Genomic DNA, 25,098 nt, shown 5'->3' with positions numbered 1-25,098 from the left:
CCCTCCGGGCGTGAGTAGTGTCGGGCTGAACGAATCGGGCGTTTGGCAGTCCCAACGCTCGCAATCGACCATTAAAACGTATTCAATACAGGAAGGATTATGCGTATTTCCGCACTGGTGTTCACCCTGGCCGTCGGCCTGCCGGTTTTCTCCGGCGCTCTCGCCCAGACGGCGGCCGAAGCGACCGACGAGGCAACGGAGTCATCCGAGCCGTCGTCCCAGGCCGGTCAGCCGGCTCCCGGGCAGCAGATGGCCCATTGGTTCGGCAAGGCTGCTGAAGCCTACCGCGAACAAGATATCGAGGCCTGGGTGAAGGCCACCGAGGAGCTGCATCGGCTGCGTCCCTACAACCAGGATTTCATGCGCCACCTGGTCGAGGGGCATGCCCGGCTCGGCAACCTGCGCCAGGCTTACGACATGATGCTCAAGATGCAGCAGCAGGGGCTTTCGGAAAACTGGGACGAGATCGATGCGGTGGAGCCGATGCGCGGGCACGACCTCTACGATCATCTCAGCGGCATGATGAGTGAGGCCGGCCAGCCCTTCGGCGATGTTTCCGTTTGGTCCACCCTGGATCCGGAGTTCGCCATGCCGGAAGCGATGGCGGTGGGCGATGACGGTCGGTTTTTCGTCGGCACCGTCCGCGACGGCCTGATCCTGACCAGCGACGACGGCGAGGCATGGGAAACCTTTGCCAGCCCCGGGGATGTGCCCCAGTTGCAGGCGGTTTTTGACCTGGCCGTCGATGCCGAACGCGGCCACCTCTGGGTGGCTACCGGCAGCGTGTCGCAATTTCAGGGAAAAGCACGCGAAGACGACGTGCGCAGCGCCTTGCTGCGGCTGGATCTCGAAAGCGGTGAACTCCAGGCCGAGTACCCCGTCAGCAGCGGCGGCGGCCGCAACCTGATCGGGTCACTGGCGGTCGCCGGCGACGGAGCGGTTTTCGCCGCCGACACCCAGTCGCCGATGGTCTACCGGCTCGCGCCCGGCGCCGAGGATCTCAAGCCTTTCTTCGGCCATCCCAATTTCACGAGCCTGCGCGGACTCGCCCTGAACGACGATGACAGCCTGCTCTACGTGGCTGACTATGAGCTGGGCATCTTCGTCGTCGACGCCTCCGGTGGAAAGCAGGCCTGGAAGCTGGCCGTGCCGGAAACCTTCAACGCAGGCGGCATCGACGGCCTGTTTCACTGGAACGGTCACCTTGTCGCGATTCAGAACGCCATCTCGCCCGAGCGAGTCGTTCGCCTGGAACTGGGCCCCGACGGCCTGGGCGTGGACGGTGTGGCGCCCTTGGCGGCTGCGCGCGAGGAGTTCGATACGCCGACATTCGGCGTGATGGACGAAGGTGACCTGTATTTCCTGGCCGTCAGTCACTGGCGACATGTCGACGCCGAGGGCGATCCCAGGGCGGCGCTGCCCGAAGTGCCGATCATGAAGATCGATGTCGACAATGCCTCGGTCCAGAACGTCGGACGGGAAATGCTCGACGAACTCAAGCGTCGGCAGGCCGAGGGGCAGCAGTCGGGCGAGGGCTGATATCGCGCAGGCGGTGCAGCCGCTCGCGCAGCGGACGGCCGAAGCCCAGGCCGTCGAGCAGTGCATCGAGCGCGTCGGCGTTGCCCGGGCCGCGGTTCAGGTCGCCGATGCCGGAAAGTTTCGGCACCTCGCAGTGCAGTCCCGTCAGGCGGCGCGCCAGGCGCGCCGCCGCCTCATGCTCGCGCAGTTTCGGTCCCAGCGTCCTGGCGCCACGGATCTTCAGATAAGGAATCTCGTCGAGGCGGTCGTAGAGCGCATCGAGGCTGCCGAAGCGCGCCAGCAGCGCGCCGGCGGTCTTGGGGCCGACACCGGGGACCCCGCGGATGTTGTCGACGGCATCGCCGGTCAGGGCGAGAAAATCGGCAATCTGGTGGGGATGGACGCCGAAGTGGTCTCGCACGCCGCCTGAATCCAGCGGCTTGCGGCGCGAAAAATCCCACCACTGATCGCGCTCGACCAGCAACTGGGCGAGGTCCTTGTCGCCGGTGACCACGCAAACCGTCTGCCCCCTTGCGCGGCACTGGCTGGCGAGAGTGGCGATCAGGTCGTCGGCCTCGTAGTAGCCGTCGGCGCAGACGCTCAGGCCCAGCGCTCGCGCCAGGTCCTGGCACCAGGCGAACTGGCGCTTGAGCTCTTCCGGCGCGCTCTCCCGGTTGGCCTTGTAGGCCGGATAGATCTCGTTGCGGAACGACGTCGTGAGCGATTCGTCGAAGGCCACCGCCACGCGATCGGCCCTGGTGCGTTCGATCAACTCGCACAGGAATCGCGCGAATCCGTAGACCGCGTTGGTCGGGTTGCCGGCCGGGTCGGCGAAGCGGTCGGGCAGGCTGTGCCAGGCGCGAAAGATGTAGACGCTGGCGTCGACCAGGTAGGCCGGCGACTGGCCCGGCGCTTCGGAGCGGTCGGCCATCAGAAGCTCGCTGTCAGTCGCTTGCGCAGCACGCTGTCGCGCGGGAAATGGGCGAGCAGGAATTCCATCTGGTCGGCCAGGATGCGGCGGCCCTGCAGGTAGACGTACTCGGCGTGCGTGGGCGTGAACGGAATGGCGAGCAACTGCATGCCCGCTTGCTCGGGCTTGCGTGATCCCTTGTGGTTGTTGCAGCGCTTGCAGGCGGTGACCACGTTGGCCCAGGTATCCACGCCGCCCTGCGCGAGTGGGTGCACGTGATCGCGCGACAGCTCCCGGTCGCGAAACTGCTCACCGCAGTAGAGGCACAGGTTCTCGTCGCGGCGGAAAAGCGCACGGTTGGACAGCGGCGGGGTATAGCGGTCGTAAAACCGGTGGGCGTCCGGGTGAGAGCCGTGCGTGGCGATGATGGCGTTGACCGGGATCTCGGTCCGGCGGCCGCTGCTGGCATTGATGCCGCCGTGCAGCCGGTAGAGGACGCTACCCAGGGCGTAGCAGACCTGTTCGAGTACGATCAGGCGAACGGCATCCTGGTAGCCGATCCATTCGAGCGGCATGCCGGTCACATCGGTTCGCAATACTTGCTGGTCCAGGTTCAGCATATTGTGCTCTCGAGGCCTTACTGACCCAAGATGTTGGGTCGCGAAACCCGCGCTGCGCCTCTATCATCCGGGTTTTGCCGGCAAATGCAACCCCGCCGTTGCGCGTCGCGGGTCCCGTCTTCGCGGGGCCGGGCCACGCCAGATGGAGTGAACCTGTTGCCGCCAAGGCCAGTCCAACGCGGCGACGTTCCACTCCGCAATCCAAAGCCTACAGGTCGATGATGAACAACGCATTTCGGATTTCGCTCACCCTTACCCTGCTTTTCCTGCTGCGCAGTGCTCCGGCGGCCTTGCCGGCCTCGGTCGACGGTGAACCCCTGCCCTCGCTGGCGCCGGTGCTCGAAGCGGTCATGCCGGCGGTCGTCAACGTGCATACGCGTACCCGTGTGCAGGTGCGGACCAGTCCGTTCTTCGACGACCCCTTCTTCCGCCGCTTCTTCGATTTTCCCAGCATGCCGCGCGAACGCGTGCAGCAGAGCCTCGGCTCGGGCGTGATCGTCGATGCCGACGGCGGCTACATCCTGACCAACAATCACGTCATCGACAATGCCGACGATATCGCCGTTCGGCTGGAGGATGGCCGCGAGATCGCGGCCGAGCTGGTCGGCTCCGATCGCGACACGGATCTGGCCGTCATTCGCATCGAGGCCGACGACCTGGCCGAGCTGCCGCTGGACCAGTCCGACCAATTGCGGGTCGGCGATTTCGTGGTCGCCGTGGGCAATCCCTTCGGCCTGGGGCAGACGGTGACCTCGGGCATTGTGTCGGCACTGGGTCGCAGCGGCCTGCGCGGGCTGGAGTACCAGAACTTCATCCAGACCGACGCCTCGATCAATCCCGGCAACTCCGGGGGCGCGCTGATCAACTTGCGCGGCGAGCTGGTCGGGATCAACACCGCCATCTTCACACCCTCGGGCGGCAACGTCGGGATCGGTTTCGCCATCCCGGTCAGCACTGCCACGCATGTGATGCAGCAGCTGGTCGAGCACGGCGAGGTCCGGCGCGGTTCCTTCGGTATCGACGTGCAGGATCTCGACGAGGAGCTGCGTGAGGCGCTCGAACTCGAGTCCACCCGCGGCGCCGTCGTCACCCGTCTCGAGGAGGACTCGGCGCTGCGGGCGGCGGGGGTCGAGGCCGGCGACGTGATCGTGTCGATCGATCGGCGTCCGGTGGAGAACGCGCAAGGGCTGCGCAATATCGAAAGCCTGCTGGCCGTGGGCAGCCGGGTGCGCGTCGAGTTCCTGCGCGATGGAGCGCGCGATTCCGTGCGCGTGGTCATCGAGGAAGACCTCGACGAGCGGATTTCCGGCCAGCGGCTCGACCAGCGGCTGGAAGGCGCCTCTCTGGTGCGCGTGCCGGAACGTGCCCGCGCCACCGGCGTGCTGGTCGAGGACGTTCGCCGCAACTCGTCGGCCTGGAGTGCGGGTCTGCGCCAGGGCGACCTGGTCGTCGCCGCCAATCGCCAGCGCATCAGAAGCCTGGCCGAGCTGCGCGACCTATTCCCGCTCGAGGACGGGGAGGAATTGACGCTGGAAATCCGCAGGCGCGGCGGCGCCTACCGCGTGCCCTTCGACTGAACCCGGGCGAAAGGGAAGGCCGCGGCGTCGAGCAGGCCCGGTCTCCGCGGCCGGGAATTCTGCTAAGTTGTCATCGTTTCTCGAACGATGGCAGCCTGCGCCGATGGCCGAAGCCCCCCAGCTCGTTGTAGACGACGCCGACGATGGCCGCTGGCTGGCAGCCGGTGACTGGCTGCTGGGCCAGGTGGCGGCGCTGGAAGCCCTGGTCGAGGCCGCCGGCGGCAGCGCCCGTGTAATCGACGCGACCGGCATTCGACGCCTCGACGCGGGCGGCGCCATGCTGCTGGTGCGAGCCGCGCGCGAACTCTCACTGTCGCCCGACCGCATCGAGCTGCGCGAGGAGCACCGGCCGCTGGTCGATGTCGTGGTCGGCACGCTCGAACGCGACGAAGAGGGCGAATCGCCGCGCTCGCCCTTGTGGCGCGTGTGGCTGGGCGGTATCGGGCAGGCCGTGGCTGGAGCCGCAGCGAACATGAGGCTGCTGATCGGTTTCCTCGGGCTGGTCCTTGCCCGGCTGGCGGCGACGGTGTGGCGACCCGCGCGCTGGCGCGTGACCGCCACGGTTTTCCACATGCAGCAGACCGGGGTCAACGCCCTGCCGCTGACCGCCTTGCTGGCTTTTCTCGTCGGGGCCGTGGTGGCCTACCTCGGCGCCACCGTCCTGCGCGACTTCGGTGCGGAGCTGTTCGTCGTCGACCTCATCACCTATGCCTTTCTGCGCGAGTTCGGCGTGCTGCTGACGGCCATTCTGCTGGCCGGGCGCACGGCCAGCGCCTTCACCGCCCAGATCGGCACCATGAAATCGCGCGAGGAGATCGATGCCATGCGCACGATCGGCCTCGATCCCGTCGTGTTGCTGGTGCTGCCCCGGTTGCTGGCCCTGATCGTGATGCTGCCGATCCTGTCGCTGATGGCCACGCTGGCGGGCTTCGTCGGCGGCCTGGTGGTGTCGGTGCTCGCCCTGGGGCTCGAACCGGACATGTTCCTGACCCGGGTGCGCGAGGTCGTCACGCTTGAGCACTATCTCGTCGGCCTGATCAAGGCGCCCCTGTTCGCCATGACCATTGCATTGATCGGTTGCCTCGAAGGCTTCAAGGTGACCGGCACGGCCCAGTCCGTGGGCGAACGCACGACGTCGGCGGTCGTGCAGAGCATCACCCTGGTCATCGTCATCGACGCCCTGGCCGCCGTCTTCTTCATGGAGATGGGCTGGTGAGCGGCGCGGCGGAATCGGCCGACCTCGCGGTCCGCGTCCGCGGCCTGTTGAACCGCTTCGGCGCGCAGGTCGTCCACCAGGGCCTGGATCTGGATGTCCGACGCGGCGAGATACTGGGAGTGGTGGGCGGCTCCGGCAGCGGCAAGTCGGTGCTGATGCGCTCCATCCTCGGGTTGCGTCCGCCCGACGCCGGCGTGGTGGAAGTGCTGGGAAGACGCGTCGAAGGCGGCGGGCAGGCCCTGCAGGCGCTCAGGCGCCGAACCGGCGTGTTGTTCCAGGACGGCGCGCTGTTTTCGTCCCTGACCGTGCGCGAGAACGTCGAGGTGCCGCTGCAGACGCATCATGCCGAAATCGGGGCGGAACTCAGGCGCGAACTGGCGCGGCTGAGGATCGGCCTGACCGGTCTTTCGATGTCCGCCTGCGGCAAGTACCCGTCGGAGTTGTCGGGCGGCATGCGAAAGCGCGCCGGGCTGGCGCGCGCCCTGGCGCTCGACCCGGAATTGCTGTTCCTGGATGAACCGACCGCCGGTCTCGACCCGATCGGCGCCGCCGACTTCGACCAGTTGCTGCGCACGCTGGCCGATGCCCTGGGGCTGACCGTGTTCCTGATCACCCACGATCTTGATACGCTCTACGGTATCTGCGACCGGATTGCCGTCATCGGCGATCGTCGCGTGCTGGTGTGCGGTCGCCTGGAAGAGGTTGAACATTTCGATCACCCCTGGGTCCGGGACTATTTTCACGGTCCACGCGCGCGCCAGGCCAGACCGTCGCAGGCCGAAGGGAGAAACTGAAAATGGAACCGCGGGCCAACCACGTATTGATCGGCGCCTTCACCCTGGCAGGCGCTGTCCTGCTCGTTCTCGGCGCGCTGTGGTCGGCGCGCTGGGCCAGCGAGGAGGCCTGGCAGGAAATCGAGGTTCATTTCCTGCAGCCGGTCACCGGCCTCAATGTCGGCTCCTCGGTTCAATACAACGGCATCAACATGGGCAGCGTCCGGGACCTGCGCCTGTCGCCCGATGATCCCGGTCGCGTCATCGCCGTGATCCGGATCGAGACCCAGGCGCCCTTGCGGCAAGACACCACCGCCCGCCTGTCGGCGTCGGGTCTGACTGGGGTTTCCACCATCCAGTTGCGCGGCGGCAGCTCCGACAGCCCGCCGCTGCGCCCGGAGGACGGCCGGCCGGTGATCATCGCCGAGGAATCGGGGCTGCAGCGCCTGATCGAAACCTCCGAGGATATCGCCAGCACGGCCAGCGAGGTTATGCTTCGGCTGCTGGATTTTCTCAGCGAGGACAACGCCGAGCGCGTCGCCGCCACGCTCGACAACATCGACAACTTCACCCGGGCCGTCACCGGTGAGGGTGACCGGATCGGGCAGATCGTTCGCAACTTGCACCGCTCCAGCGAGGAGGTCCTCCCGCTGGTGCAGGATCTCAGGCGCGCCGTCGGCGACCTGTCGTCGACGCTCGAGCGCGTTGAACCCGCCCTGCTCGAGACCTTCCCACAGGCAACCGAGGCCCTGCGCGATGCGATGACGCAGCTGGCCGAGACGGCCGAGCGGGTCGATCGAATGGTCGCCCAGAACGAGAACGCCGTGGCCGGATTCGGAGACCGCGTCGTCACGCCGCTCGGCCCGGCCGTGCAGGAGCTTCGGCACCTGATCGACGAGCTGTCGGCCCTGACCGAGCGAATCGAGCGCAACCCGGCCGGATTCCTGTTCGGCAGGCAGGGCCCCGAGGAGTACGAACCGCAATGAGCCTTCGCCCGATCAGACTATTGATCCTGTCCATCGCCGCTGTCGTCCTGGCGTCTTGCGCGCTCGGTGTCGGCACGGAAAGCTACCGACTCATGGCGCCGGAGGTGGCGTCGGCCGATACGCGCGAGCCTGGTCCGGGTGACCGGCGGCTGGCGATTTCCCGGCCGGAAGCCGACCGCTCGCGCGATTCCACCCGCATCCTCGTACGGCGCGGGCGATCGCTGATGCCCTGGGCCAATGCCGCCTGGATCGATCGCGCCCCGGAAATGCTGCAGGGCCTGCTGGTCGAGTTTCTCGACGGTCGCGTGGCCACCGTGGGGCGGGCCGGCAGTCTGCCCGCGCAACACCGGCTGGACCTGGTCCTGCGCCGTTTCGAACTGGTCGAAAGCGGCGACGAGCTCGAGGCCGAGCTGGTGATGGTTGCGCGCCTGTTTGCGGCCGATGGCCGGCTGCTGGACGTCAACGTCGTCGACGCGCGAACCGCCTCGACCGGTGGCACGGTGGATGACGCCGTCGGGGCGATGGAAAGTTCCATCGCCGAGGTGTTCGCAAAGCTTGCCGAATGGCTCGAGCCGCGTCTGGACGCGGCCCGGAACGAGCGCCCGTCGCATCCGGCTCAGTGAGAACGGCGGCTGGAGTCTCCGCGGGCGTTGGGCTGATCGAGAAGATGGGCGTTGCCGAACATTTCCAGTAAGGGCTGGAGTGTCTCCTGCAGGGTCTGGAGGTGTGGCTTGACGCGATCGGCCTGGCCGCGCTCGATCATGCGCAGGGCCTGTTCGATGCCCGGCGCCGATTCCCTGGCGTCGTCGTGGCTGACCGGGACCGGCCGGTCCGACAGGCCTTCCTCGAGAATCTGCGCGCCGTCGCGGCCGTTCATGGGCGGTGGGGTCTGAACGATGAAGCCGGCTTCGACCGCGAGGGCTTCATCGTCCGGCGAAAGGCCCAGTTCGTCGAGATCGGGCAGGAAGCGGCGCTGAAGTTTGCGCGCCCCTTCCGCGTCGGTGGCCGCCAGCAGGAAGGTGAAGGTTTCGGCTTCGGTCCGGAAAACCGTATCTTCGCGCCGGATGCGGCGAGCCAGCGTGTCGCCGATGCGCTTGAGTGCTCGCGATGCGTGCGGCTCCCCGAGATCCTCGAGCAGCGCGGTCAGGCCTTCGAGGCGCAGGTGCATCAGCACCAGCGGCTGGCCGTGACGATGAGCGAAGCTCATGGCCTGCATCAGTCGTTCCTCGCAGTAGCGCCGGTTGCCGATCCCGGTCGCGGGGTCGATATGGTGGGCCTGTTCGAGCAGGCGCAGCCGCTTGGCCGACCGGCTCGTCTGCGCGTAGGCGCTGGCCCGCGCCATCAATTCGCTCGACTGGAACGGTTTGGAGATGAAGTCCGTGGCGCCGAGCATCAGGGCGTGCTTGCGCCGCGTTTCGCCGTCTTCCTCGCCGGTGATCAGCACCACCGGCAAGTCGACCAGGTGCGGTATGTCGGACTGTCGCACTTGTTCGAGTAGATCGAAGCCGCTCTTGCCGTTCATGTGCAGGTCGCTGAACAGCGCCGCGATGCTCGGGTCGTCCTGCAGCAGTTCCCAGGCCTCTTCGGCCGACTCGGCCAGCAGCAGATCGAAGCGGTCGCCCAGGATTCGGGTCGCGCAGGCGCGCATGAGTCGGCTGTCATCGACAAACAGGAGGCGGGGTCGAAATTCGGGGGATCGGGTTTCTGTATCCATGCCCTCGAGATGCAATTTCTGCGCCAGATGAGCCCGTGGCTTGCTGCGGGTCATCATGAGCGCGGTCCGGAGCCGTCTATCCAGTCACTCGGCGCTTGTTGCCACCCGCGGACGGGGTGACGCGGGCGGTCAGTTGCCGGCGCAAAGCGGCAGGCGCGATCACCGTCGCTTGACTTGCCCGCAACCCCGCCGGAGACTTGGGTGCATGGGATGGATGGGTCGCAAGTTCGACAATCTCGGTAGCGCGGTGTCCGGTGCCGGCGGAGGAATGGGCCTGTCGCAGGCGCCCGCTTATACCCAGGCGTACCTGCAGCGACTGGGTGGCCACCTCGACGAGGCGCGCCGCACACTCGAGCTGGTCGAGCGCGGTGTGCTGGTGCCGGAGCTGACCGATGTCGAGCGCGAGCAGGCGGTGCGCGGGTTTTCCGACCGCGTGGCCGAACTGGAAGCAACCTATTCGTCGATTGCCGACGCCTCGCCCCTGGTGCAGCCGATGCTGATGATGCGCCATGCCGATTCCGACATTGCCCGGCGAGCCTGGGAAGCGTTCACGCCGGCGATACCGGTTGACGCACCCTCGCTGATCTGGACGGGCGTGGGTGTCGTCGTGGCCCTGCTGGTCTACGAGCTGGTGAAATCGCCGGCGGCCGTCGTTCGTCGGCGTCGAAAGACTTGGTCGCGCTGACGCCCCCTTCGGCCCGATCGGACGGCTGCGGCCACGGCGCCGGGGTACACCAGTGTACCCCGTCACTCATCTTGTAACTTATAGAGCGCCGTACAAGCCCGAGCGCAAGGCGGCGCTCGCCGGGAAGGGTGGTGCCCTTTGCAAGAGCGCCAACGCCGCGATCGGGCTTGTACGGCGCTCCCTTCGGGCGAGCGCCTCAGGAGCCATCTGCAGGGCAGGCGAAGCCGCATGGCGGCATTCGCGAAGCGAAGAAAGCCTTGCGGGCGCAGCCGTCGCCCGTGTTGCGATTGCTTGACGTAGCCCCACTACGCCGGCGCAATCGCGCCTTGCATCTGGCCCCTGAGGCACTCGCTATAAGTCACAATATGAGTGCCGGGGTACACTAGGCGCCCTCGTTTCACTCACCCGGAGCCGTCATGTTCAGCGTTACACCCGAACAGTCCATCCCTCTCCACTCCCTGGATGCCGAAAGCCTCGATAACTGGAAGCAGTCTGCCGACGCCGCGACGCGTTCCTGGGTCGAGGCCAGTGGTTTTCAGGCCGCGCCCGGCAGTCTTCTGCTGGTGCCCGACGGGGAGGGCGGGCTGCAGCGTGTCCTGGCCGGACGCGAACCCGGCGACCGACTCTGGTCCCTGGCGCACTTGCCCGCGGCGCTGCCCGAGGGCGACTATCGGCTCGAGTGCGACTGGTCCCGGGATGAGCGGGAAAGAGCCGCCATTGGCTGGGGCCTGGCCTGTTACCGCTTCGATCGATACAAGGCCGTCGAGCGGCCGAGCGCGCGCCTGGTCCTGGAAGCGGACGACGAGCGGCGAATCCGCGTCCTGGTCGATTCATCGGCCCTCGTGCGCGACCTGGTCAATACGCCCGCCATCGATCTCGGGCCGGCCGAGCTGGCCGATACCGCGCGCGATCTGGCCGAAGAACATGGCGCCGACTGCGAAGTCATCGAGGGTGAGCGCCTGGAACGCGAATTCCCCGCCATCCATGTCGTCGGCCAGGCGGCCAGCCGCGCGCCGCGCCTGATTCGCATGCAGTGGGGGCGTGCCGACGCCCCGCCATTGGCCCTGGTGGGCAAGGGCGTGATCTTCGACTCCGGCGGACTCAACATCAAGCCGGGGTCGGGCATGGTCCTGATGAAAAAGGACATGGGTGGCGCCGCCCACGTGCTGGGCCTGGCGAAGGTCATCATGGCCCTGGGCCTGGACGTGAACCTGCGCGTCTATATCCCGGCCGTGGAGAACGCCATCTCGGGCAATGCCTATCGTCCATCCGACATCATCCACACCCGCAAGGGCACAACCGTGGAAATCGGCAATACTGATGCCGAGGGACGCGTGGTGCTGTCCGATGCACTCACCCTGGCGTCCGAAGAGGGCGCCGAGCGCATCATCGACTTCGCTACGCTCACCGGGGCCGCACGCGTCGCCCTGGGCGAGGACCTGCCGCCGATCTACGCCCGCGACAAGCAGTCGGCGCGTGCCATCGAGGACCTGAGTCTCGACATCGAGGATCCGCTCTGGCACATGCCCCTGTTCGAGCCCTATCGCCGCCAGATCGAGCCGGCGATTGCCGATATTTCCAACACCGGCAGCTCGAAGTTCGGTGGCAGCCTGACCGCAGCGCTGTTTCTCGACCACTTCGTGGCCGAGGAGATCGACTGGTTCCACCTGGATATCTACGCCTGGAACCTCTCGGATCGACCCGGCCGCCCGGCCGGTGGCGAGGCGCAGGGCCTGCGCAGCATGTGGCAGTGGCTGCAGGGCGTGTACGGCGGCGAAGTCTGACCTACTCGTCGTCCTCGACGACCTTGAACTCGCCGATGCTGACCCGGGCGTTGGCCATGGCGTCGAAGATCTGCTTCTCCTGCTGCACGACCTGGCGGAAGTCCCACTTTTCCTCGGCGTAGAACTCGTCGCCGCTGCGTACGTTGCCGGAGGCGTCCACGACCTGGAGGAAACCGACGAACCCGACCCGCGATCCGGTCACGCTGCGGCGCTGGCGTTCCATGTACTTCGCCGTTCGCTCGACGGCCGCCTCGTCGCCGTAGCGCGGTTCGAGTTCCCTTCGGATGGTCTTCGCGCGCCGGCGAGCCTCTTCGTCGAGCTCGCCCCAGACGGCGTCGGCCATTTCGACGAAGGCGCCGTAGTCGCGTTCTGCCGCCAGGTCGAACCAGGCCCAGGCCCGGCTTGGATCGCGATCCACGCCGTCGCCGCGGTAGTGAATCACGCCGAGGTTGTACTGGGCGAACTTGTCGGCCCACCAGGCCGCGCGCTGGAATCGATGGCGGGCATCGAAGTAGCGCCCGTGTTCCCACGACTCCTGCGCATCGACGGCGAAGGAGTAGCCCGGCGTGTGTTCGGCCACCCTGAACGGGGATTCGGCCGTCGCCGGGCTAAAGGCGAACAGTGCCACCACTGCAAAAGTTGTTGCGAACTTTGTCATCATCATGCCTTCATGCGCCCGACTCATTCGTTTGAGCTGGCCCAAATCCTGCCACAAGCCCCGTGGCGCTGTCGAATGCGGCCGTTCGAGGCCGGCAAAAACTGCTGCTGTCAGCGCGGAATGGCGTTAGGATAAGCACAGGTGCGCATGGGTGCACTGCAAGCGCTTTTCGAGGAGAAAGAGAATGCGATATTTCGTGGTCCTGTCGATGATTCTGGTGCTGGCAGCCTGCCAGTCCGAAGAGGCGAACGAGATGGAAGAGGCCGGTGACGAGGCGTCCGAGCAGGTCGAGCAGGCCGGTGAGGAAGCCGCAGAGGCTTACGAGGAAGTCCAGCAGGGTGCCGAAGAGGCCCGGGAAGACCTCGAGGAGTTCGTCGAGGACGGCCCGGACGCGAACGATGAGGCCATGCACGAGAAGGTCTGGGAACGCGCTCGCGAATTGGCCGAGGAAGCGCGCGTCAAGGCCGAAGAGGCCTTGGCCGTTGCCGAGGAAGAAGGCGGCGAGGCCTGGGAAGAAGCCCGCGAGGCGGCCGAGGTCGCGCAGGAGCGTGCCGAAAGCGCCTGGGAAGAGGCCAGCCGTTTCGCCGATGACAGCTGGGAAGGCGCCAGCGCCCGGGCGCGCGATGCCTGGCAGGACGCCGGGGATGCCTGGGATCGCCTGGCCCAACGCGCCGAAGAGGAAACCGAGGGCGACGAGGAGCAGGACGAAGAACAATAGTCCTTTACTGATACTGCGCCCGCGCCGCCCCGTCCTCGGGGCGGCGCCTGTTTTTAACCTGCAACCCTTCGGGATCGATTTCTAAGGTGACTGAAAGCTACCGACCCGGCGAACTGGAGCCGGCCGTTCGCCGCTCCTGGCGAGCGCACAACGTCGACCGTGCCGAGTCCGGCGACGGCGAGCGCTTCTACTGCCTGAGCATGTTTCCCTATCCCTCCGGCAAGTTGCACATGGGTCACATGCGCAACTACACCATCAGCGACGTCATCACGCGCTACCACCGCATGCAGGGCAAGCGCGTGCTCCAGCCCATGGGCTGGGATGCCTTCGGCCTGCCGGCGGAAAATGCCGCCATGGCCAACGGTGTGCCGCCGGCGAAGTGGACGCGCGACAACATCGAACACATGCGCGGCCAGCTCAAACAGCTGGGCTTTGCCATCGACTGGGAGCGCGAGCTGGCCACCTGCGATCCCGAGTATTACAAGTGGAACCAGTGGTTCTTCCTGCGCCTGCTCGAGCGCGGCATCGCCTACAAGAAGACCGGTACCGTCAACTGGGATCCGGTCGACCAGACCGTGCTGGCCAACGAGCAGGTCATCGACGGCAAGGGCTGGCGCACCGGCGCGCCGGTGGAAAAGCGCGAAATCCCGATGTACTACCTGCGCATCACCGACTACGCCGACGAGCTGCTCGAGAGCCTGGGCGACCTCGACGGCTGGCCCGAGCGGGTGCGCACCATGCAGGCCAACTGGATCGGCAAGAGTGAAGGCGCCGAGATCAGCTTCAGTTGCGGCCTGGAGACCATCAAGGTCTTCACCACCCGGCCCGACACCCTGATGGGGGCGACCTTCATGGCCGTCGCCGCCGAGCACCCGCTGGCGAAGAAGGCCGCGGACGACGATCCCGAGCTGGCCGCCTTCATCGCCGAGTGCCAGAAGGGCGGGGTCTCGGAAGCCGACATCGCCACCCAGGAAAAGAAGGGCATGGACACCGGCCTGAAAGCCATCCATCCCCTGACCGGTGACGAGCTGCCGGTGTGGGTCGCCAACTACGTGCTGATGGCCTACGGCGAGGGCGCGATCATGGCCGTGCCCGGCCACGACGAGCGCGACTTCGAGTTCGCCAACAAGTACGGCCTGCCCATCCGGCAGGTGATCAGCCTGCCCGAGGGTCGCGAATACGACGACCGCAACTGGCACGACGACTACGCAGCAAAGGCGGGGCACCTGGTCAATTCCGGCCGCTACGACGGACTCGATTGGACCAAGGGTTTCGAGGCCATCGTGTCCGAGCTGGAAAAGAAGAATGCCGGCCGCGCCCGCACGCAGTTTCGCCTGCGCGACTGGGGCATCTCGCGCCAGCGCTACTGGGGCTGCCCGATTCCGATCATCCATTGCCCCGACTGCGGCGACGTGCCGGTGCCCGACGAGGATCTGCCCGTGGTGCTGCCCGAGGAGCTGGTTCCCGACGGTTCGGGCAATCCGCTCAACCGGCACACCGACTTTCTCGACACGCCCTGCCCGAATTGCGGCGCGGCGGCCAAGCGCGAAACCGACACGATGGACACCTTCGTCGACTCGTCGTGGTATTTCCTGCGCTACACCTCGCCGGACAACCACGACGCCATGGTCGACGAACGTGCCGACCAGTGGATGCCGGTCGACCAGTACATCGGCGGCATCGAGCACGCCATCCTGCATCTGCTGTACGCGCGCTTCTGGACCAAGCTGATGCGCGACGAGAGCCTGGTGAGCGTCGACGAACCTTTTGCGCGGCTGCTGACCCAGGGCATGGTGCTGGCCGAGACCTACTACCGTGAAGACGAGTCAGGCCGCAAGAGCTGGTTCAACCCGGCCGACGTCGACGTGCAGCGCGACGGCAAGGGCGAAATTCTCAGCGCCGTGCTCAAGAGCGACGGTGAGCCGGTCGAGGCCGGCGGTATCGAGAAGATGGCCAAGTCCAAGAACAACGGCGTCGATCCGCAGGCCCTGGTGGACGCCTACGGCGCCGACACGGTGCGCCTGTTCTCGATGTTCGCCGCACCCCCGGAGCAGTCCCTGGAGTGGTCCGAGGCGGGCGTGGAAGGCGCCTGGCGTTTCCTCAAGCGCCTGTTCGCCGGCGTCCAGGCGCACGTCGCCGATGGCGCGCTGCCCGGTTGCCGCCCCCAGGGCCTCGAGGGCGCCGCGCGCGAGCTGCGCACCCGCCTGCACGAGACCATCGGCAAGGTGGGCGACGACATGGGCCGGCGCCAGACCTTCAACACCGCGATCGCGGCGATCATGGAGTTCTGCAACGAGCTGCAGCGCTTCGAGGCCGGCGACGCGCCGGGCCGAGAGCTGATGCAGGAAGCGTGGGAGTCCGTGGTCCGGCTGATCGCACCGGTTACGCCGCATATCGCCGAAGCGCTGTGGCGCGATCTCGGGCACGCAGGATCCGTCTTCGAAGCCGGCTGGCCGCAGGTCGACGACTCGGCGCTCGAGCGCGCCGCCGTGACCGTGGTTGTCCAGGTCAACGGCAAGGTGCGCGGACGCGTCGAGGTGGCCCCGGGCGCCGACCGCGACAGCGTCCAGGCCGCGGCCCTGGCCGACGAGAACGTCGCCCGCCATGTCGAGGACAAGACCGTGCGCAAGGTGATCCTGGTACCCGACAAGCTGCTCAATATCGTGGTCGGCTGATGCGACGCGCGATCGGCATCCTGCTGATGGTGGCGCTGCTGGCCGCCTGCGGCTTCCAGCTCCGGGGCGATGCCCGCCTGCCGGGTTTCATGGAGCGCACGCACATCGCGGTGGCCGACGAGAGCACCGTTTTCGTGCGTGAACTCAGGCTTCTGCTGGAGGCCAACGGCATCGAGATCGTCGACGAACCGTCGCCGCGGGCCGCCACGTTGCGGATCGATTCGCAGAATATCCGGCGCCAGGCCTTGTCGGTCTCCGGGCAGGCGCGGGTGCGCGAGTTCCTGATCGTCTTCGAGGTGAGCTGGCGCCTGGAGGATGCAGACGGCGAGGAGGCGCTCGAGCGCACCACCCTCCGCCTGACGCGTGACTACAGTTTCGACGAGGGTGAGATCCTGGCCGCCCAGCGCGAGGAAGAGTTCCTGCGCGATGATCTCGGCCGCGCCATGGCCGATCAGATGATCCGGCGCCTGGAGGCGTTCAGGGCGCCTGTCGACGGCGCGCAACCGTGAAACTTTTTCCCGAGAAGCTGACGAAGCGCCTCAGGCAGGGCCTGGATCGCGTCTACCTGGTCGCGGGCCAGGAACCGTTGCTGATCGAGGAAGCCTGCGACGCCGTCCGGGCGGCCGCGCGCGAGCACGGCGTGGCCGAACGCGTGGTGCTGGAAGCCGACGGGCGCTTCGACTGGGGCCAGCTGGGCAGCTCCACGGAGACCGGCTCGCTGTTCGCCAGCCAGCGCCTGGTCGAAGTGCGCCTGCCCTCGGGCAAGCCCGGGCGGGAGGGCGCGGCGGCGTTGCGCGAGTTCGTCGAGCGCGACGGTGACGATATCCTGCTGGTCAAGTGCGATGCCTGGGACATGGGAAGCGAGAAGACGGCCTGGGTCAAGGCCCTGGACTCGGCCGGTGTCTACGTGCCCTGCTGGAAGGTCAAACCGCAACGATTGCCGCAGTGGATCACCCAGCGCCTGTCGAGCCGCGGCATTCGCGGCGACCAGGCCGCCTGCCGATTCCTGGCCGAGCGCCTGGAAGGCAACTTGCTGGCCGCCGCCCAGGAGATCGAGCGCCTGGCCTTGCTCTACCCCGGCGGACAGGTCGATCTCGAGCGCGTGCGCGCGGCCGTTGCCGACAGCGCCAGGTTCGACAGTTTCCGCCTCATCGAGCTGGTGTTTGCCGGCCAGCCGGGCGCGGCCGTGCGCTGCATCCGGGGCTTGCGCGAGTCCGACACACCCATGCCCCTGATCGTCGGTGCGCTGGCGCGCGAACTGCAGACCATCGGCAGTTTCCAGATGCTTTCGCGCCAGCTGCCGCCCGGCCAGGCCTTCTCGCAGTTGGGCATCTGGAAGAGCCGGCAGCAGCCCGTGGCCGACGCGGCCCGGCGCCTGTCGCCGCAGGTGGTGCGCCGGACCCTGGCCCAGCTGTCCGATCTCGATCAGCTGTCCAAGTCCAGCGGTCGCGAAATGTTCTGGCTGCGGCTCGAGCGCCTGTGCGTTGCCCTGGCCACCAACCGGCTGGAGTATTGCGCGGCATGAAGGCGGCCACGGTCATTTTCGGGGGCACCTTCGACCCCGTTCACTACGGGCACCTCCGGGCGGCCTCCGAGGTGTGCGAGAAGCTGTCCGCCGACGACTTTCGGCTGCTGCCGGCGGGTCAGCCGCCGCACCGCGACCACACCGGCGCCGAGGCCTATCACCGACTGGCCATGCTCGAGCTGGCGCTTGCGCCGTATTCCGACCTCACCGTTGACGAACGCGAGGTGCGCCGCGACGGGCCTTCCTACATGGTCGAGACCCTGGCGACGATCCGACAGGAAGCCGGTTCGCGGCCGATCATCCTCTGCCTGGGGCAGGATGCCGCCAACCAGCTCAGCGGCTGGCATCGCTGGCGCGAACTCCTCGACCTGGCCCACCTGCTGGTGATGAAGCGCCCGCGCAGCCGCCCGAAGTATGCGGGCGAGGTGGCCGAGTTGTTGCGTGAGCGGCGCGTGCGCCGCCCGGGCCAGCTGATGGAAGCCGCGTCGGGCCGGGTCTGTTATCTCGGCGTGACGCAGCTGGCCATCTCTTCGACCGACATTCGCCGGCAGCTTGCCGAGGGCCGCGATCCACGTTTTCTCCTGCCGTCGACGGTGCTGGCCTACATCCGCAAGCACGGTCTCTACCGGCGATCCGGCGCAGCGACCGGCAAGCCGGGAAAGACCGGATGAAAGCGGCGCCAACTAAGCGTAAAATACGCGTCGTGTTCAATCATGGATGATTCGTTGAGCGAAAAGGATCTGCTCGACCCGCAGGAACTGCGGGATCTCGCCGTCACCGTCCTGGAGGACGCCAAGGCCCAGGACATCCAGGTCATCGATCTGTCCGAGCGCAGCAGCTTTGCCGACTACATGGTGATTGCCTCGGGCACTTCGTCCCGCCAGGTCAAGGCCATGGCCGAAAGGCTGGTTCAGCGTGCCAAGGCACAGGGTATCCGGCCGCTTGGCGTGGAAGGCGCCGACTCGGCCGATTGGGTGCTGGTCGACCTGGCCGATGTGATCGTCCACGTCATGCAGCCGCAGACACGCGCCTTCTACAACCTCGAAAAGCTCTGGTCGGCACCGCCGGCGACACGCGCCCAGGCCTGAAGTGGACCTGGTCGTTGCCGGCGTGGGCACCCGCATGCCCGCCTGGGTGGCCGACGGCTGGCAGGAGTATGCCCGGCGGATGCCATCGCACCTGCCGCTGCGGCTCATTGAAGTGCCGGTGGCGGGCAAGGCCGGAGCGGGGCGCGAGTCGGCGCTGGAGGCCGAGCGCCTGCTCGACAAGCTGCCTCCCCGCGCGCGAATCGTCGCCCTGGAAATCACCGCCCGTCCCTGGTCGACCGAAAAGCTGGCTGGCCGGCTGGAACACTGGCAGCTCGACGGCGAGCCGGTCTGGTTCCTGATCGGTGGCGCCAACGGCCTGGACGCGCGGCTGCTCGAGCGTGCCCACGAGCGCTGGTCCCTGGGCCCGGCCACGCTGCCGCACATGCTCGTTCGGGTGTTGGTGGCCGAGCAGCTTTATCGGGCTTCGACGATCTTGAGTGGGCATCCTTATCATCGGGCATGACGCCCGAAGTTTGCTGGTTGGCTTGTTTGCTGGTTTGCTGGTTTGCTGGTTAGCTGGTTCGGCTTCGACCAACGGGCAGGGCGCTCTTTGATCGGGTTCCTCCGGATAGACTTGATGCGTCATCCGAAAAGCAATTTACACTCCTGCCCAACCAGCCAACCAGCCAACCAGCCAACCAGCCAACCAGCCAACCAGCCAACCAGCCAACCAGCCAACCAGCCAACCAGCCAACCAACCAGAAAGCTATCCGCATGAATGAGCCCAACCGTCTTGTCCTGGCTTCCGCCTCCCCCCGCCGCCGCGAACTCCTGTCGCTGTTCGATATCGACTTCGATGTCCGGCCGGCGGATATCGATGAGACGGTACGCGAGGGTGAGACGCCGGAAGACTACGTGCGGCGCGTGGCCCGGGATAAGGCGCTGGCCGTCCACCGACGGTCCGGAGACCGTTTCGTGCTCGGTTCGGATACCGCCGTTGTCGATGACGGGCAGTGCCTGGGCAAGCCGGCCGACGACGCCGAGGCGCGCGATATGTTGCAACGGCTGTCCGGAAGCGAGCACCAGGTGCTCTCGGCCGTCGTGCTGGTGGCGCCCGGCGGCCAGATCGCCGAACGCCTCAGCGTCACCGCGGTCGAATTCGGGCAACCGCCCGCGAAGTGGGTCGAGCGCTACATCGCCTCGGGCGAACCGCACGACAAGGCCGGCGCCTACGGCATCCAGGGGTCGGCCGGTATCTGGGTGCGGTCGTTGTCGGGCAGCTATACCGGTGTGGTCGGCCTGCCCTTGTTCGAGACCGGCGAGCTGTTGCGAGAGGCCGGCCTGATCGTCTGAGATGCGCCTCCGGCCGGGTCGGCGTGAGCTTGCGCGCTCCGGGCCGGTGCTATTCTTTCCGATTGCTGACTTTTTCGAGCGGTATTCCAGGCTGTGAGTGACGAAATACTGATCAACGTCTCGCCCACCGAGCGTCGCGTGGCGGTGGTGGAAAGCGGTCTGCTGCAAGAGCTTTACCTCGAGCGCAGCGGCGAGGCCAGCTATGTCGGCAATATCTACATGGGACGCATCGAGCGCGTTCTGCCCGGCATGCAGGCGGCTTTCGTCAATATCGGTCTCGAGCGCACGGCCTTTCTGCACGCGGCCGACATCCTGCCGCGGCAGCCCGAGCTGGACGAAAACGGCGAGGCGCGGCCCGTTCCGTCGATCACCGAACTGGTCAGCCAGGGTCAACGCCTGCTGGTGCAGGTGGTCAAGGACCCGCTCGGCAGCAAGGGTGCGCGCCTGACGGCGCAGTTGAGCATTCCGTCGCGTTACCTGGTGCTGTTGCCGGGAATCCAGAGCCTGGGCGTTTCGGTTCGCATCGAGCTCGAGGCCGAGCGCGAGCGACTGCGTGACATCCTGCGCGATTTGACGGGCGAAGAACCGGAGCACGGTTTCATCATCCGCACCAACGCCGAGGGCGTTGAAGTCGATGCGCTGGCGCGTGATCTCAAGTACCTGCGCCGGCTCTGGCCGCGCATCGAGACGGACGCCGGACAGGCTGCGGCCGGGCAGCTGGTCTACGAGGACCTGTCGTTGCCCTATCGCTCTCTGCGGGACTTGATGCACGCCGAGATCGAGAAGGTGCGCATCGACGAGCCGGAAACCTTCCGGCGCGCGGTCCGCTTCGCCGGGGAATTCTTTCCGGAATGGGCCGACCGCATCGAGTTCTACGACGGCGACCGGCCGCTTTTCGATCTGTACGGCGTCGAAACCGAGATCGAGCGCGCGCTCGATCGCAACACGCCGCTGAAGTCGGGTGGGCACCTGACCATCGACCAGACCGAGGCGATGACCACCGTCGACGTCAATACCGGCTCCTACCTGGGCTATCGCAACCTCGAAGAGACGATCTACAAGACCAATCTCGAAGCGGCCCAGGCCATTGCCCGGCAGCTTCGGCTGCGCAACCTGGGCGGGATCATCATCATCGATTTCATCGACATGACCGAGGACGATCACAAGCGTCAGGTGCTCCGGACCCTGCAGCGGGCCCTGGCGCGCGACCATGCCCGCAGCACCGTCTCGGAAATCTCCCCCCTGGGCCTGGTCGAAATGACGCGCAAGCGCACCACCGAAAGCCTCGAGCATCGCGTGTGCGAACCCTGTCCGGCCTGTGACGGACGCGGCCGGGTCAAGAGCGTGGATACGGTCTGCTCGGAGATCTTTCGCGAGATCATGCGGGCGGTGCGGCAGTTCGAGACCGGGCAGATGCGCGTGATGGCCTGTCCGGCGGTGGTCGATCGGATGCTCGAAGAGCATCATCGTTCGATTGCCGAGTTGACCGAACAACTGGGCACGAGCATTCATTTCCAGCCCGAAGAGCAATACGACCAGGAACAGTTCGACGTGGTTCTGCTTTGAGCGAGCGCAGCATCGACAAGCCGGCGTCTTCAGCGCGCGGAATCCTGAGGCGATTGCGCCAGTGGCTGGCTGCGATCGCGGCTGTGGTGATCATCGCCACGGCCGTGATCGTCGGTATCGGGCGCCTGTTCATCCCCTATGCTGACGAACTCACACCCTGGCTCGAGAGCCAGTTGTCCGATCGTCTGGGTCAGCCGGTCACCATCGAGCGGGTGCAGGCGAGCTGGCCGCGGCTTACCCCGCGGATCAGCCTCGAAGGACTGCGTGCCGGTTCGGGCGCGACGTCGACGGTCGAAGTCGAGCAGGCCAGGCTCGAGCTTCACCTGCCCGACCTGCTGCGGTCCGATCGCAACCCGTTCCGGCTGGTCTTGCTCGGACTCGACCTCGTTCTGGCCGAAGACGAGGCCGGACAATGGGGCCTGCGCCTGGAGGAGGGCGGGCGGCTTTCCGGCGACCCAGGCGGCGGGCAGGCGCTGGCCGGCGATCTCGTGGTCCGGGACCTCGAGCTCGGCATCAGCCCGCAGCGCGGCCCGCGCCTGGACCTGGTCATCAGCGAGGGCGAGTTGCGGCGTCGCGGCAATCGCACGGCCCTGGTTGCCCGTGCGCATCTTGCCGCCGCGCCGGAAGCGGCGCTGTCGCTGTCGCTGCTGGGTGAGCAGGTGGCGGGCCGGTTGCAGTCCCTGACCGGTAACATCGACCTCAACCGGTTGCGCCTGGAAGCGCCGGGCCTCGATCGCATCCTGCCGGATTTCCTGAACCTGCCGCCGGATCGACTCGATGCGGATCTGGCCTTCGACTGGCACGTCGATCACGGCGGGTCTGCGGACCTGGGTTTCGAGCTGGCCGGCAACGACGGCTTCGACCTGGGCGGCGCGCTGCGCGTGGAGCGTCGCGGGCGTCGCATCGATGCCGAGTTGCTGCGGCTGGAAAGCGGCGGTCGCCGGCTGGCCAGCGATATCGTGATCGCGCACGATGATCGGCTCTGGGCGGCCGAAGTGCCCGAACTTGACCTGGCGCAGCTGCACGAGGTGTTCGGGCGCTGGCTGTCCGGTTGGCGCCGCTGGCCGGCTTCCCTGGCCGGTGAGGTGCGTGATCTCGAACTGCTCTATCAGCACCCGGGGGCGCTGCACCGCCTGGACGGCACGGTGGCGGGCGCGGGCCTGAACATGCCGGGAGACCGCCTGCGCCTGTCCGGGCTGGACCTGGATCTCGGCCTGGCCGGCGACCGCGCCGAGCTCTCCCTTTCCGGCAGCCCGGTCGTCGACTGGCCCGCGAAGATGCGCCAGCCGGTACCGATCGAAACGATCGAAGGACGTGTTGTGGTCTCGCCCGGGGCCGTGCAGCTCGATGGCGTAGTGGGGACGCGTCCGGAAGCCCGGGGCAGGGCGGACGGCTGGGTCTGGCTGGGCGGCGGCCGCCCCTTCCTCGATTTCCGTGTCGACGCCGAACGCATCGCTGCCGTCGATCCACGACCCTGGTTGCCGTCCGGCCAGATTCCGCCGAAGACGCTGAACTGGCTCGATCGCGCCTTGCTGGGTCTGTCCGGCGGAACCGGCGGGCTCAACTACCACTTCCGGCTCGGGCACAAGTTCCGCGAATGGGCCCCGGGCGATTTCCAGGCCTGGATCGATTTTCGCGGCGCCGATATCGACTTCTGGGAAGACTGGCCCCTCGCCCGCGGCCTGTCCGGCCGGGTCGACTTTGTCGGCCGCAGCATGATCGCGCGCGTCGACAGCGGCTCGCTGGGACCGGTGCCGGTGAGCGCCGAGCAGATTGCCATCGGCGACCTGCTCGAGCCGGAGATTTCCATCGCCCTGGCCGCGGATGAAGTCGATGCCGGGGAAGTTCGAACCCTGCTCAGGGACTTTCCGTTCGAGGGCTGGTCGGATTTCGTGGACCCGGTCAGCGCTTCGGGCTCGGTTTCGATCGCGACCGAACTGTTCCTGCCGCTTCGCCGCATGGCCGAATGGCGGCTCGACGGCAGCGCCGAGTTCGAAGGAACGACCCTCGGGCTGCCGGCGGCCAACCTGGGCTTTCCCGGCCTCGAGGGACGCGTCATCTTCGATCGCGAAGGTCTTGGCCCGGCGCGCCTGCAGCTGGACGGCGCGACGGAGGTCGAGATCGAGGCCGGCTTCGAGTCACCGGCCTGGTTGACCCTGTCCGGTGACCTGCCACCGGCCAGGCTGCTGCCCGAGCGCGCGCCCTGGTCGGCGCTGACCGAGCGTGTCGATGGCAGCAGCCAGTGGCAGGTTCGGCTCGATGGTCACCCCGATGGTGGCTGGCAGCTGGAAGCGGCTTCCGATTTGCGCGGGCTGGCGCTGGATATGCCGCCGCCGCTGAACAAGGAAGCCGGGGAAGCGATGCCGCTGGACTTGAGCCTGCGGGCCCGGGCCGGCGGAATGACGATCAGCGCCCGGCTGGCCCAGCTGCTGCAGCTGACCGCCGAGGATGCCGAGGGGCGCTGGCGCGTCGCCGCCGGTCTGGGGCAGTCCGCGCCGGCGCTGCCGGCCGAGAACGGCTTCGATGTGGCCGGGCAAGTCGATCGACTCGATCTGGCCGGCTGGAGCGAGTGGTTTTCGCACTTCTCCACGACCGGCGGTGACGGTGACGGCGACGCCCGGCCGGGGCGTGTCCGCATCGGGCTGGGTCAACTCGACTACGGCAGTTTCAGCCTCGAGGAGGTCGAACTCGATGCGCATCGCGAGCCGTCCCAATGGCGCATGAGTCTGTCCGGCCCGTCGATCGAGGGCGACATCACCTTGCCCATGCCGGTCGACTCCGGGCGGGTGCTCGCCGTTGACCTCGAGCGGGTCGATCTGTCCCGCAGGCCGTCTCAAGTGCCGAGCGGGGACCTCGCCCGGGCCCCGGTGCCGGGGCAGACGCGAACCCGCGTGCCGACCGAGTTCCCCCCGATTCATCTGCTGATCGAGTCCCTGCGCATCGGCGATATTCCGCTCGGGCGTGTTCGTATCGAGAGCCATGCCCGCAGCGAGGGCATCGAGATCGAGCGCATCGAGGTTCTCGGGCCGCACCTGGAGTTGAGCGGCTACGGACGCTGGATCCTTGCCGAAGCCGGTCCCGTCACGGAGTTCGAGGGCCGCCTGATCAGTACGCGCTTGCCGTCGCTGCTGGCGACGATGGGCTACGAGACGCAGTTCGACGCGGCGCGGACACAGCTGGACCTGAACGGTCGCTGGACCGGCGCGCCGATGGATTTTTCCCTCGCCCGGCTCAGCGGTACGCTCGGGCTCGTGATGGTCGACGGCACCATTCCCGAGGCGCAGCCGGGGGCGGGTCGCCTGGTCGGCCTGATCAGCCTCAGCGCCATGCCGCGGCGCCTGATGCTCGACTTTCGCGATGTCTTCAGCCAGGGTCTCAAGTTCGATCGGGTCGAAGGGGCCTTCGAGCTGGCCGGCGGCGTCGCGCGCACCGATGGACTGCGCCTGGAAGCCCCGGCTGCCGACATCACGGTGACCGGCACGACCGACCTGGGCGCGCGCAGCTACGATCAGACCGTGCTGGTCGAGCCGGGGGTGAGCGGCACCCTGCCGGTACTTGGCGGCCTGGCCGGCGGGCCGGCGGGTGCGGCCGCCGGACTGATCCTGCGCAGCCTTCTGGAGCGCCCCCTGCAGGGCGTCGGCGAGGCCCGCTACCGGGTCACCGGTTCCTGGGAGGCGCCGAAGGTTGAACTCATCGATGCGCGCGCGGCCGAGCCGGAAGACCGTCGGCTCGAGGACGAAGCGCCCGAGGAAGACGAATCTCCTGCTCCATTCGATTGAAACCATTCACCCG

At 67.2% G+C, this 25,098-nt stretch carries 22 protein-coding genes; 18 read left to right on the top strand and 4 right to left on the bottom strand.

Annotated features, from left to right (window positions below; genetic code table 11):
- Positions 1-99 precede the first annotated feature (99 nt).
- The gene (locus tag ACDC67_RS11515) at positions 100-1,539 is read left to right on the top strand and encodes an NHL repeat-containing protein (protein ID WP_376693283.1); all 1,440 of its coding nucleotides are present in this window, start codon (positions 100-102) and stop codon (positions 1,537-1,539) included.
- Here ACDC67_RS11515 and ACDC67_RS11510 read toward each other — a convergent pair.
- Both ACDC67_RS11510 and ACDC67_RS11505 read right to left on the bottom strand, forming a co-directional pair.
- Positions 1,496-2,449: a 5'-3' exonuclease gene (locus ACDC67_RS11510; RefSeq protein ID WP_376693281.1), complete on the bottom strand. Its 954-nt coding sequence runs from the start codon at positions 2,447-2,449 to the stop codon at positions 1,496-1,498. The two genes, ACDC67_RS11515 and ACDC67_RS11510, sit on opposite strands and share 44 nt — an antisense overlap.
- Positions 2,449-3,048, bottom strand: a complete 600-nt coding sequence (locus ACDC67_RS11505; protein ID WP_376693279.1) for an HNH endonuclease — start codon at positions 3,046-3,048, stop codon at positions 2,449-2,451. Before ACDC67_RS11505 ends, ACDC67_RS11510 begins: the two co-directional genes overlap by 1 nt.
- 221 nt (positions 3,049-3,269) lie before the next feature.
- Here ACDC67_RS11505 and ACDC67_RS11500 point away from each other — a divergent pair, with 221 nt between their 5' ends.
- From ACDC67_RS11500 to ACDC67_RS11480, 5 genes are all read left to right on the top strand, one after another.
- Positions 3,270-4,625, top strand: coding sequence for a Do family serine endopeptidase (locus ACDC67_RS11500; RefSeq protein ID WP_376693278.1), 1,356 nt, complete (start codon positions 3,270-3,272; stop codon positions 4,623-4,625).
- A 103-nt stretch (positions 4,626-4,728) separates the two neighbouring features.
- Entirely contained in the window at positions 4,729-5,841 is a 1,113-nt protein-coding gene (locus tag ACDC67_RS11495) for an MlaE family ABC transporter permease (protein WP_376693276.1), read from the top strand.
- Positions 5,838-6,635, top strand: a complete 798-nt coding sequence (locus ACDC67_RS11490; RefSeq protein WP_376693275.1) for an ABC transporter ATP-binding protein — start codon at positions 5,838-5,840, stop codon at positions 6,633-6,635. Before ACDC67_RS11495 ends, ACDC67_RS11490 begins: the two co-directional genes overlap by 4 nt.
- 2 nt (positions 6,636-6,637) lie before the next feature.
- Entirely contained in the window at positions 6,638-7,600 is a 963-nt protein-coding gene (locus ACDC67_RS11485) for an MlaD family protein (protein ID WP_376693274.1), read from the top strand.
- Positions 7,597-8,223: an ABC-type transport auxiliary lipoprotein family protein gene (locus ACDC67_RS11480; RefSeq protein ID WP_376693272.1), complete on the top strand. Its 627-nt coding sequence runs from the start codon at positions 7,597-7,599 to the stop codon at positions 8,221-8,223. Before ACDC67_RS11485 ends, ACDC67_RS11480 begins: the two co-directional genes overlap by 4 nt.
- Here the strand turns inward: ACDC67_RS11480 and ACDC67_RS11475 are convergent.
- Positions 8,217-9,314: a GGDEF domain-containing response regulator gene (locus ACDC67_RS11475; RefSeq protein ID WP_376693271.1), complete on the bottom strand. Its 1,098-nt coding sequence runs from the start codon at positions 9,312-9,314 to the stop codon at positions 8,217-8,219. The genes ACDC67_RS11480 and ACDC67_RS11475 overlap by 7 nt on opposite strands.
- Positions 9,315-9,519: 205 nt before the next feature.
- Here ACDC67_RS11475 and ACDC67_RS11470 point away from each other — a divergent pair, with 205 nt between their 5' ends.
- The gene (locus ACDC67_RS11470; RefSeq protein WP_376693269.1) at positions 9,520-9,999 is read left to right on the top strand and encodes a DUF2937 family protein; all 480 of its coding nucleotides are present in this window, start codon (positions 9,520-9,522) and stop codon (positions 9,997-9,999) included.
- Positions 10,000-10,415: 416 nt separating this feature from the next.
- On the top strand, positions 10,416-11,783 hold the full coding sequence (locus tag ACDC67_RS11465) for a leucyl aminopeptidase family protein (RefSeq protein ID WP_376693267.1): 1,368 nt from the start codon (positions 10,416-10,418) through the stop codon (positions 11,781-11,783).
- A 1-nt stretch (position 11,784) separates the two neighbouring features.
- Here ACDC67_RS11465 and ACDC67_RS11460 read toward each other — a convergent pair whose 3' ends face one another.
- Entirely contained in the window at positions 11,785-12,447 is a 663-nt protein-coding gene (locus ACDC67_RS11460; RefSeq protein ID WP_376693265.1) for an SEL1-like repeat protein, read from the bottom strand.
- 178 nt (positions 12,448-12,625) lie between these two features.
- Here ACDC67_RS11460 and ACDC67_RS11455 point away from each other — a divergent pair, with 178 nt between their 5' ends.
- From ACDC67_RS11455 to ACDC67_RS11405, 10 genes are all read left to right on the top strand, one after another.
- A complete protein-coding gene (locus tag ACDC67_RS11455) occupies positions 12,626-13,159 on the top strand; it encodes a hypothetical protein (protein WP_376693263.1) in 534 nt (177 codons plus the stop codon).
- A gap of 86 nt (positions 13,160-13,245) precedes the next feature.
- Positions 13,246-15,834 (top strand): leucine--tRNA ligase, encoded by a 2,589-nt coding sequence (gene leuS / locus ACDC67_RS11450; protein WP_376693262.1) that lies wholly within the window; start codon positions 13,246-13,248, stop codon positions 15,832-15,834.
- On the top strand, positions 15,834-16,343 hold the full coding sequence (locus ACDC67_RS11445) for an LPS-assembly lipoprotein LptE (protein WP_376693260.1): 510 nt from the start codon (positions 15,834-15,836) through the stop codon (positions 16,341-16,343). The genes leuS and ACDC67_RS11445 overlap by 1 nt, the downstream gene beginning before the upstream one ends.
- Positions 16,340-17,359, top strand: a complete 1,020-nt coding sequence (holA, locus tag ACDC67_RS11440; RefSeq protein ID WP_376693258.1) for a DNA polymerase III subunit delta — start codon at positions 16,340-16,342, stop codon at positions 17,357-17,359. Before ACDC67_RS11445 ends, holA begins: the two co-directional genes overlap by 4 nt.
- Positions 17,356-18,030: a nicotinate-nucleotide adenylyltransferase gene (nadD, locus tag ACDC67_RS11435; RefSeq protein WP_376693257.1), complete on the top strand. Its 675-nt coding sequence runs from the start codon at positions 17,356-17,358 to the stop codon at positions 18,028-18,030. The genes holA and nadD overlap by 4 nt, the downstream gene beginning before the upstream one ends.
- Positions 18,031-18,084: 54 nt before the next feature.
- Positions 18,085-18,447: a ribosome silencing factor gene (gene rsfS, locus ACDC67_RS11430; protein ID WP_376693255.1), complete on the top strand. Its 363-nt coding sequence runs from the start codon at positions 18,085-18,087 to the stop codon at positions 18,445-18,447.
- Position 18,448: 1 nt separating this feature from the next.
- Positions 18,449-18,910, top strand: coding sequence for a 23S rRNA (pseudouridine(1915)-N(3))-methyltransferase RlmH (gene rlmH, locus ACDC67_RS11425; RefSeq protein ID WP_376693254.1), 462 nt, complete (start codon positions 18,449-18,451; stop codon positions 18,908-18,910).
- A gap of 251 nt (positions 18,911-19,161) precedes the next feature.
- On the top strand, positions 19,162-19,740 hold the full coding sequence (locus ACDC67_RS11415; RefSeq protein WP_459117373.1) for a Maf family protein: 579 nt from the start codon (positions 19,162-19,164) through the stop codon (positions 19,738-19,740).
- A 93-nt stretch (positions 19,741-19,833) separates the two neighbouring features.
- Positions 19,834-21,306 carry a ribonuclease G gene (gene rng / locus ACDC67_RS11410; RefSeq protein WP_376693252.1) on the top strand — a complete coding sequence of 491 codons (1,473 nt, stop codon included), beginning with the start codon at positions 19,834-19,836 and terminating at the stop codon, positions 21,304-21,306.
- A complete protein-coding gene (locus ACDC67_RS11405) occupies positions 21,303-25,085 on the top strand; it encodes a YhdP family phospholipid transporter (protein ID WP_376693250.1) in 3,783 nt (1,260 codons plus the stop codon). Before rng ends, ACDC67_RS11405 begins: the two co-directional genes overlap by 4 nt.
- Positions 25,086-25,098: the final 13 nt, after the last annotated feature.

The sequence above is a fragment of the Wenzhouxiangella indolica genome (assembly GCF_042310355.1).
Taxonomy (GTDB): Bacteria; Pseudomonadota; Gammaproteobacteria; order Xanthomonadales; family Wenzhouxiangellaceae; genus Wenzhouxiangella.
This window is presented reverse-complemented; position numbering and strand designations above follow the sequence as displayed.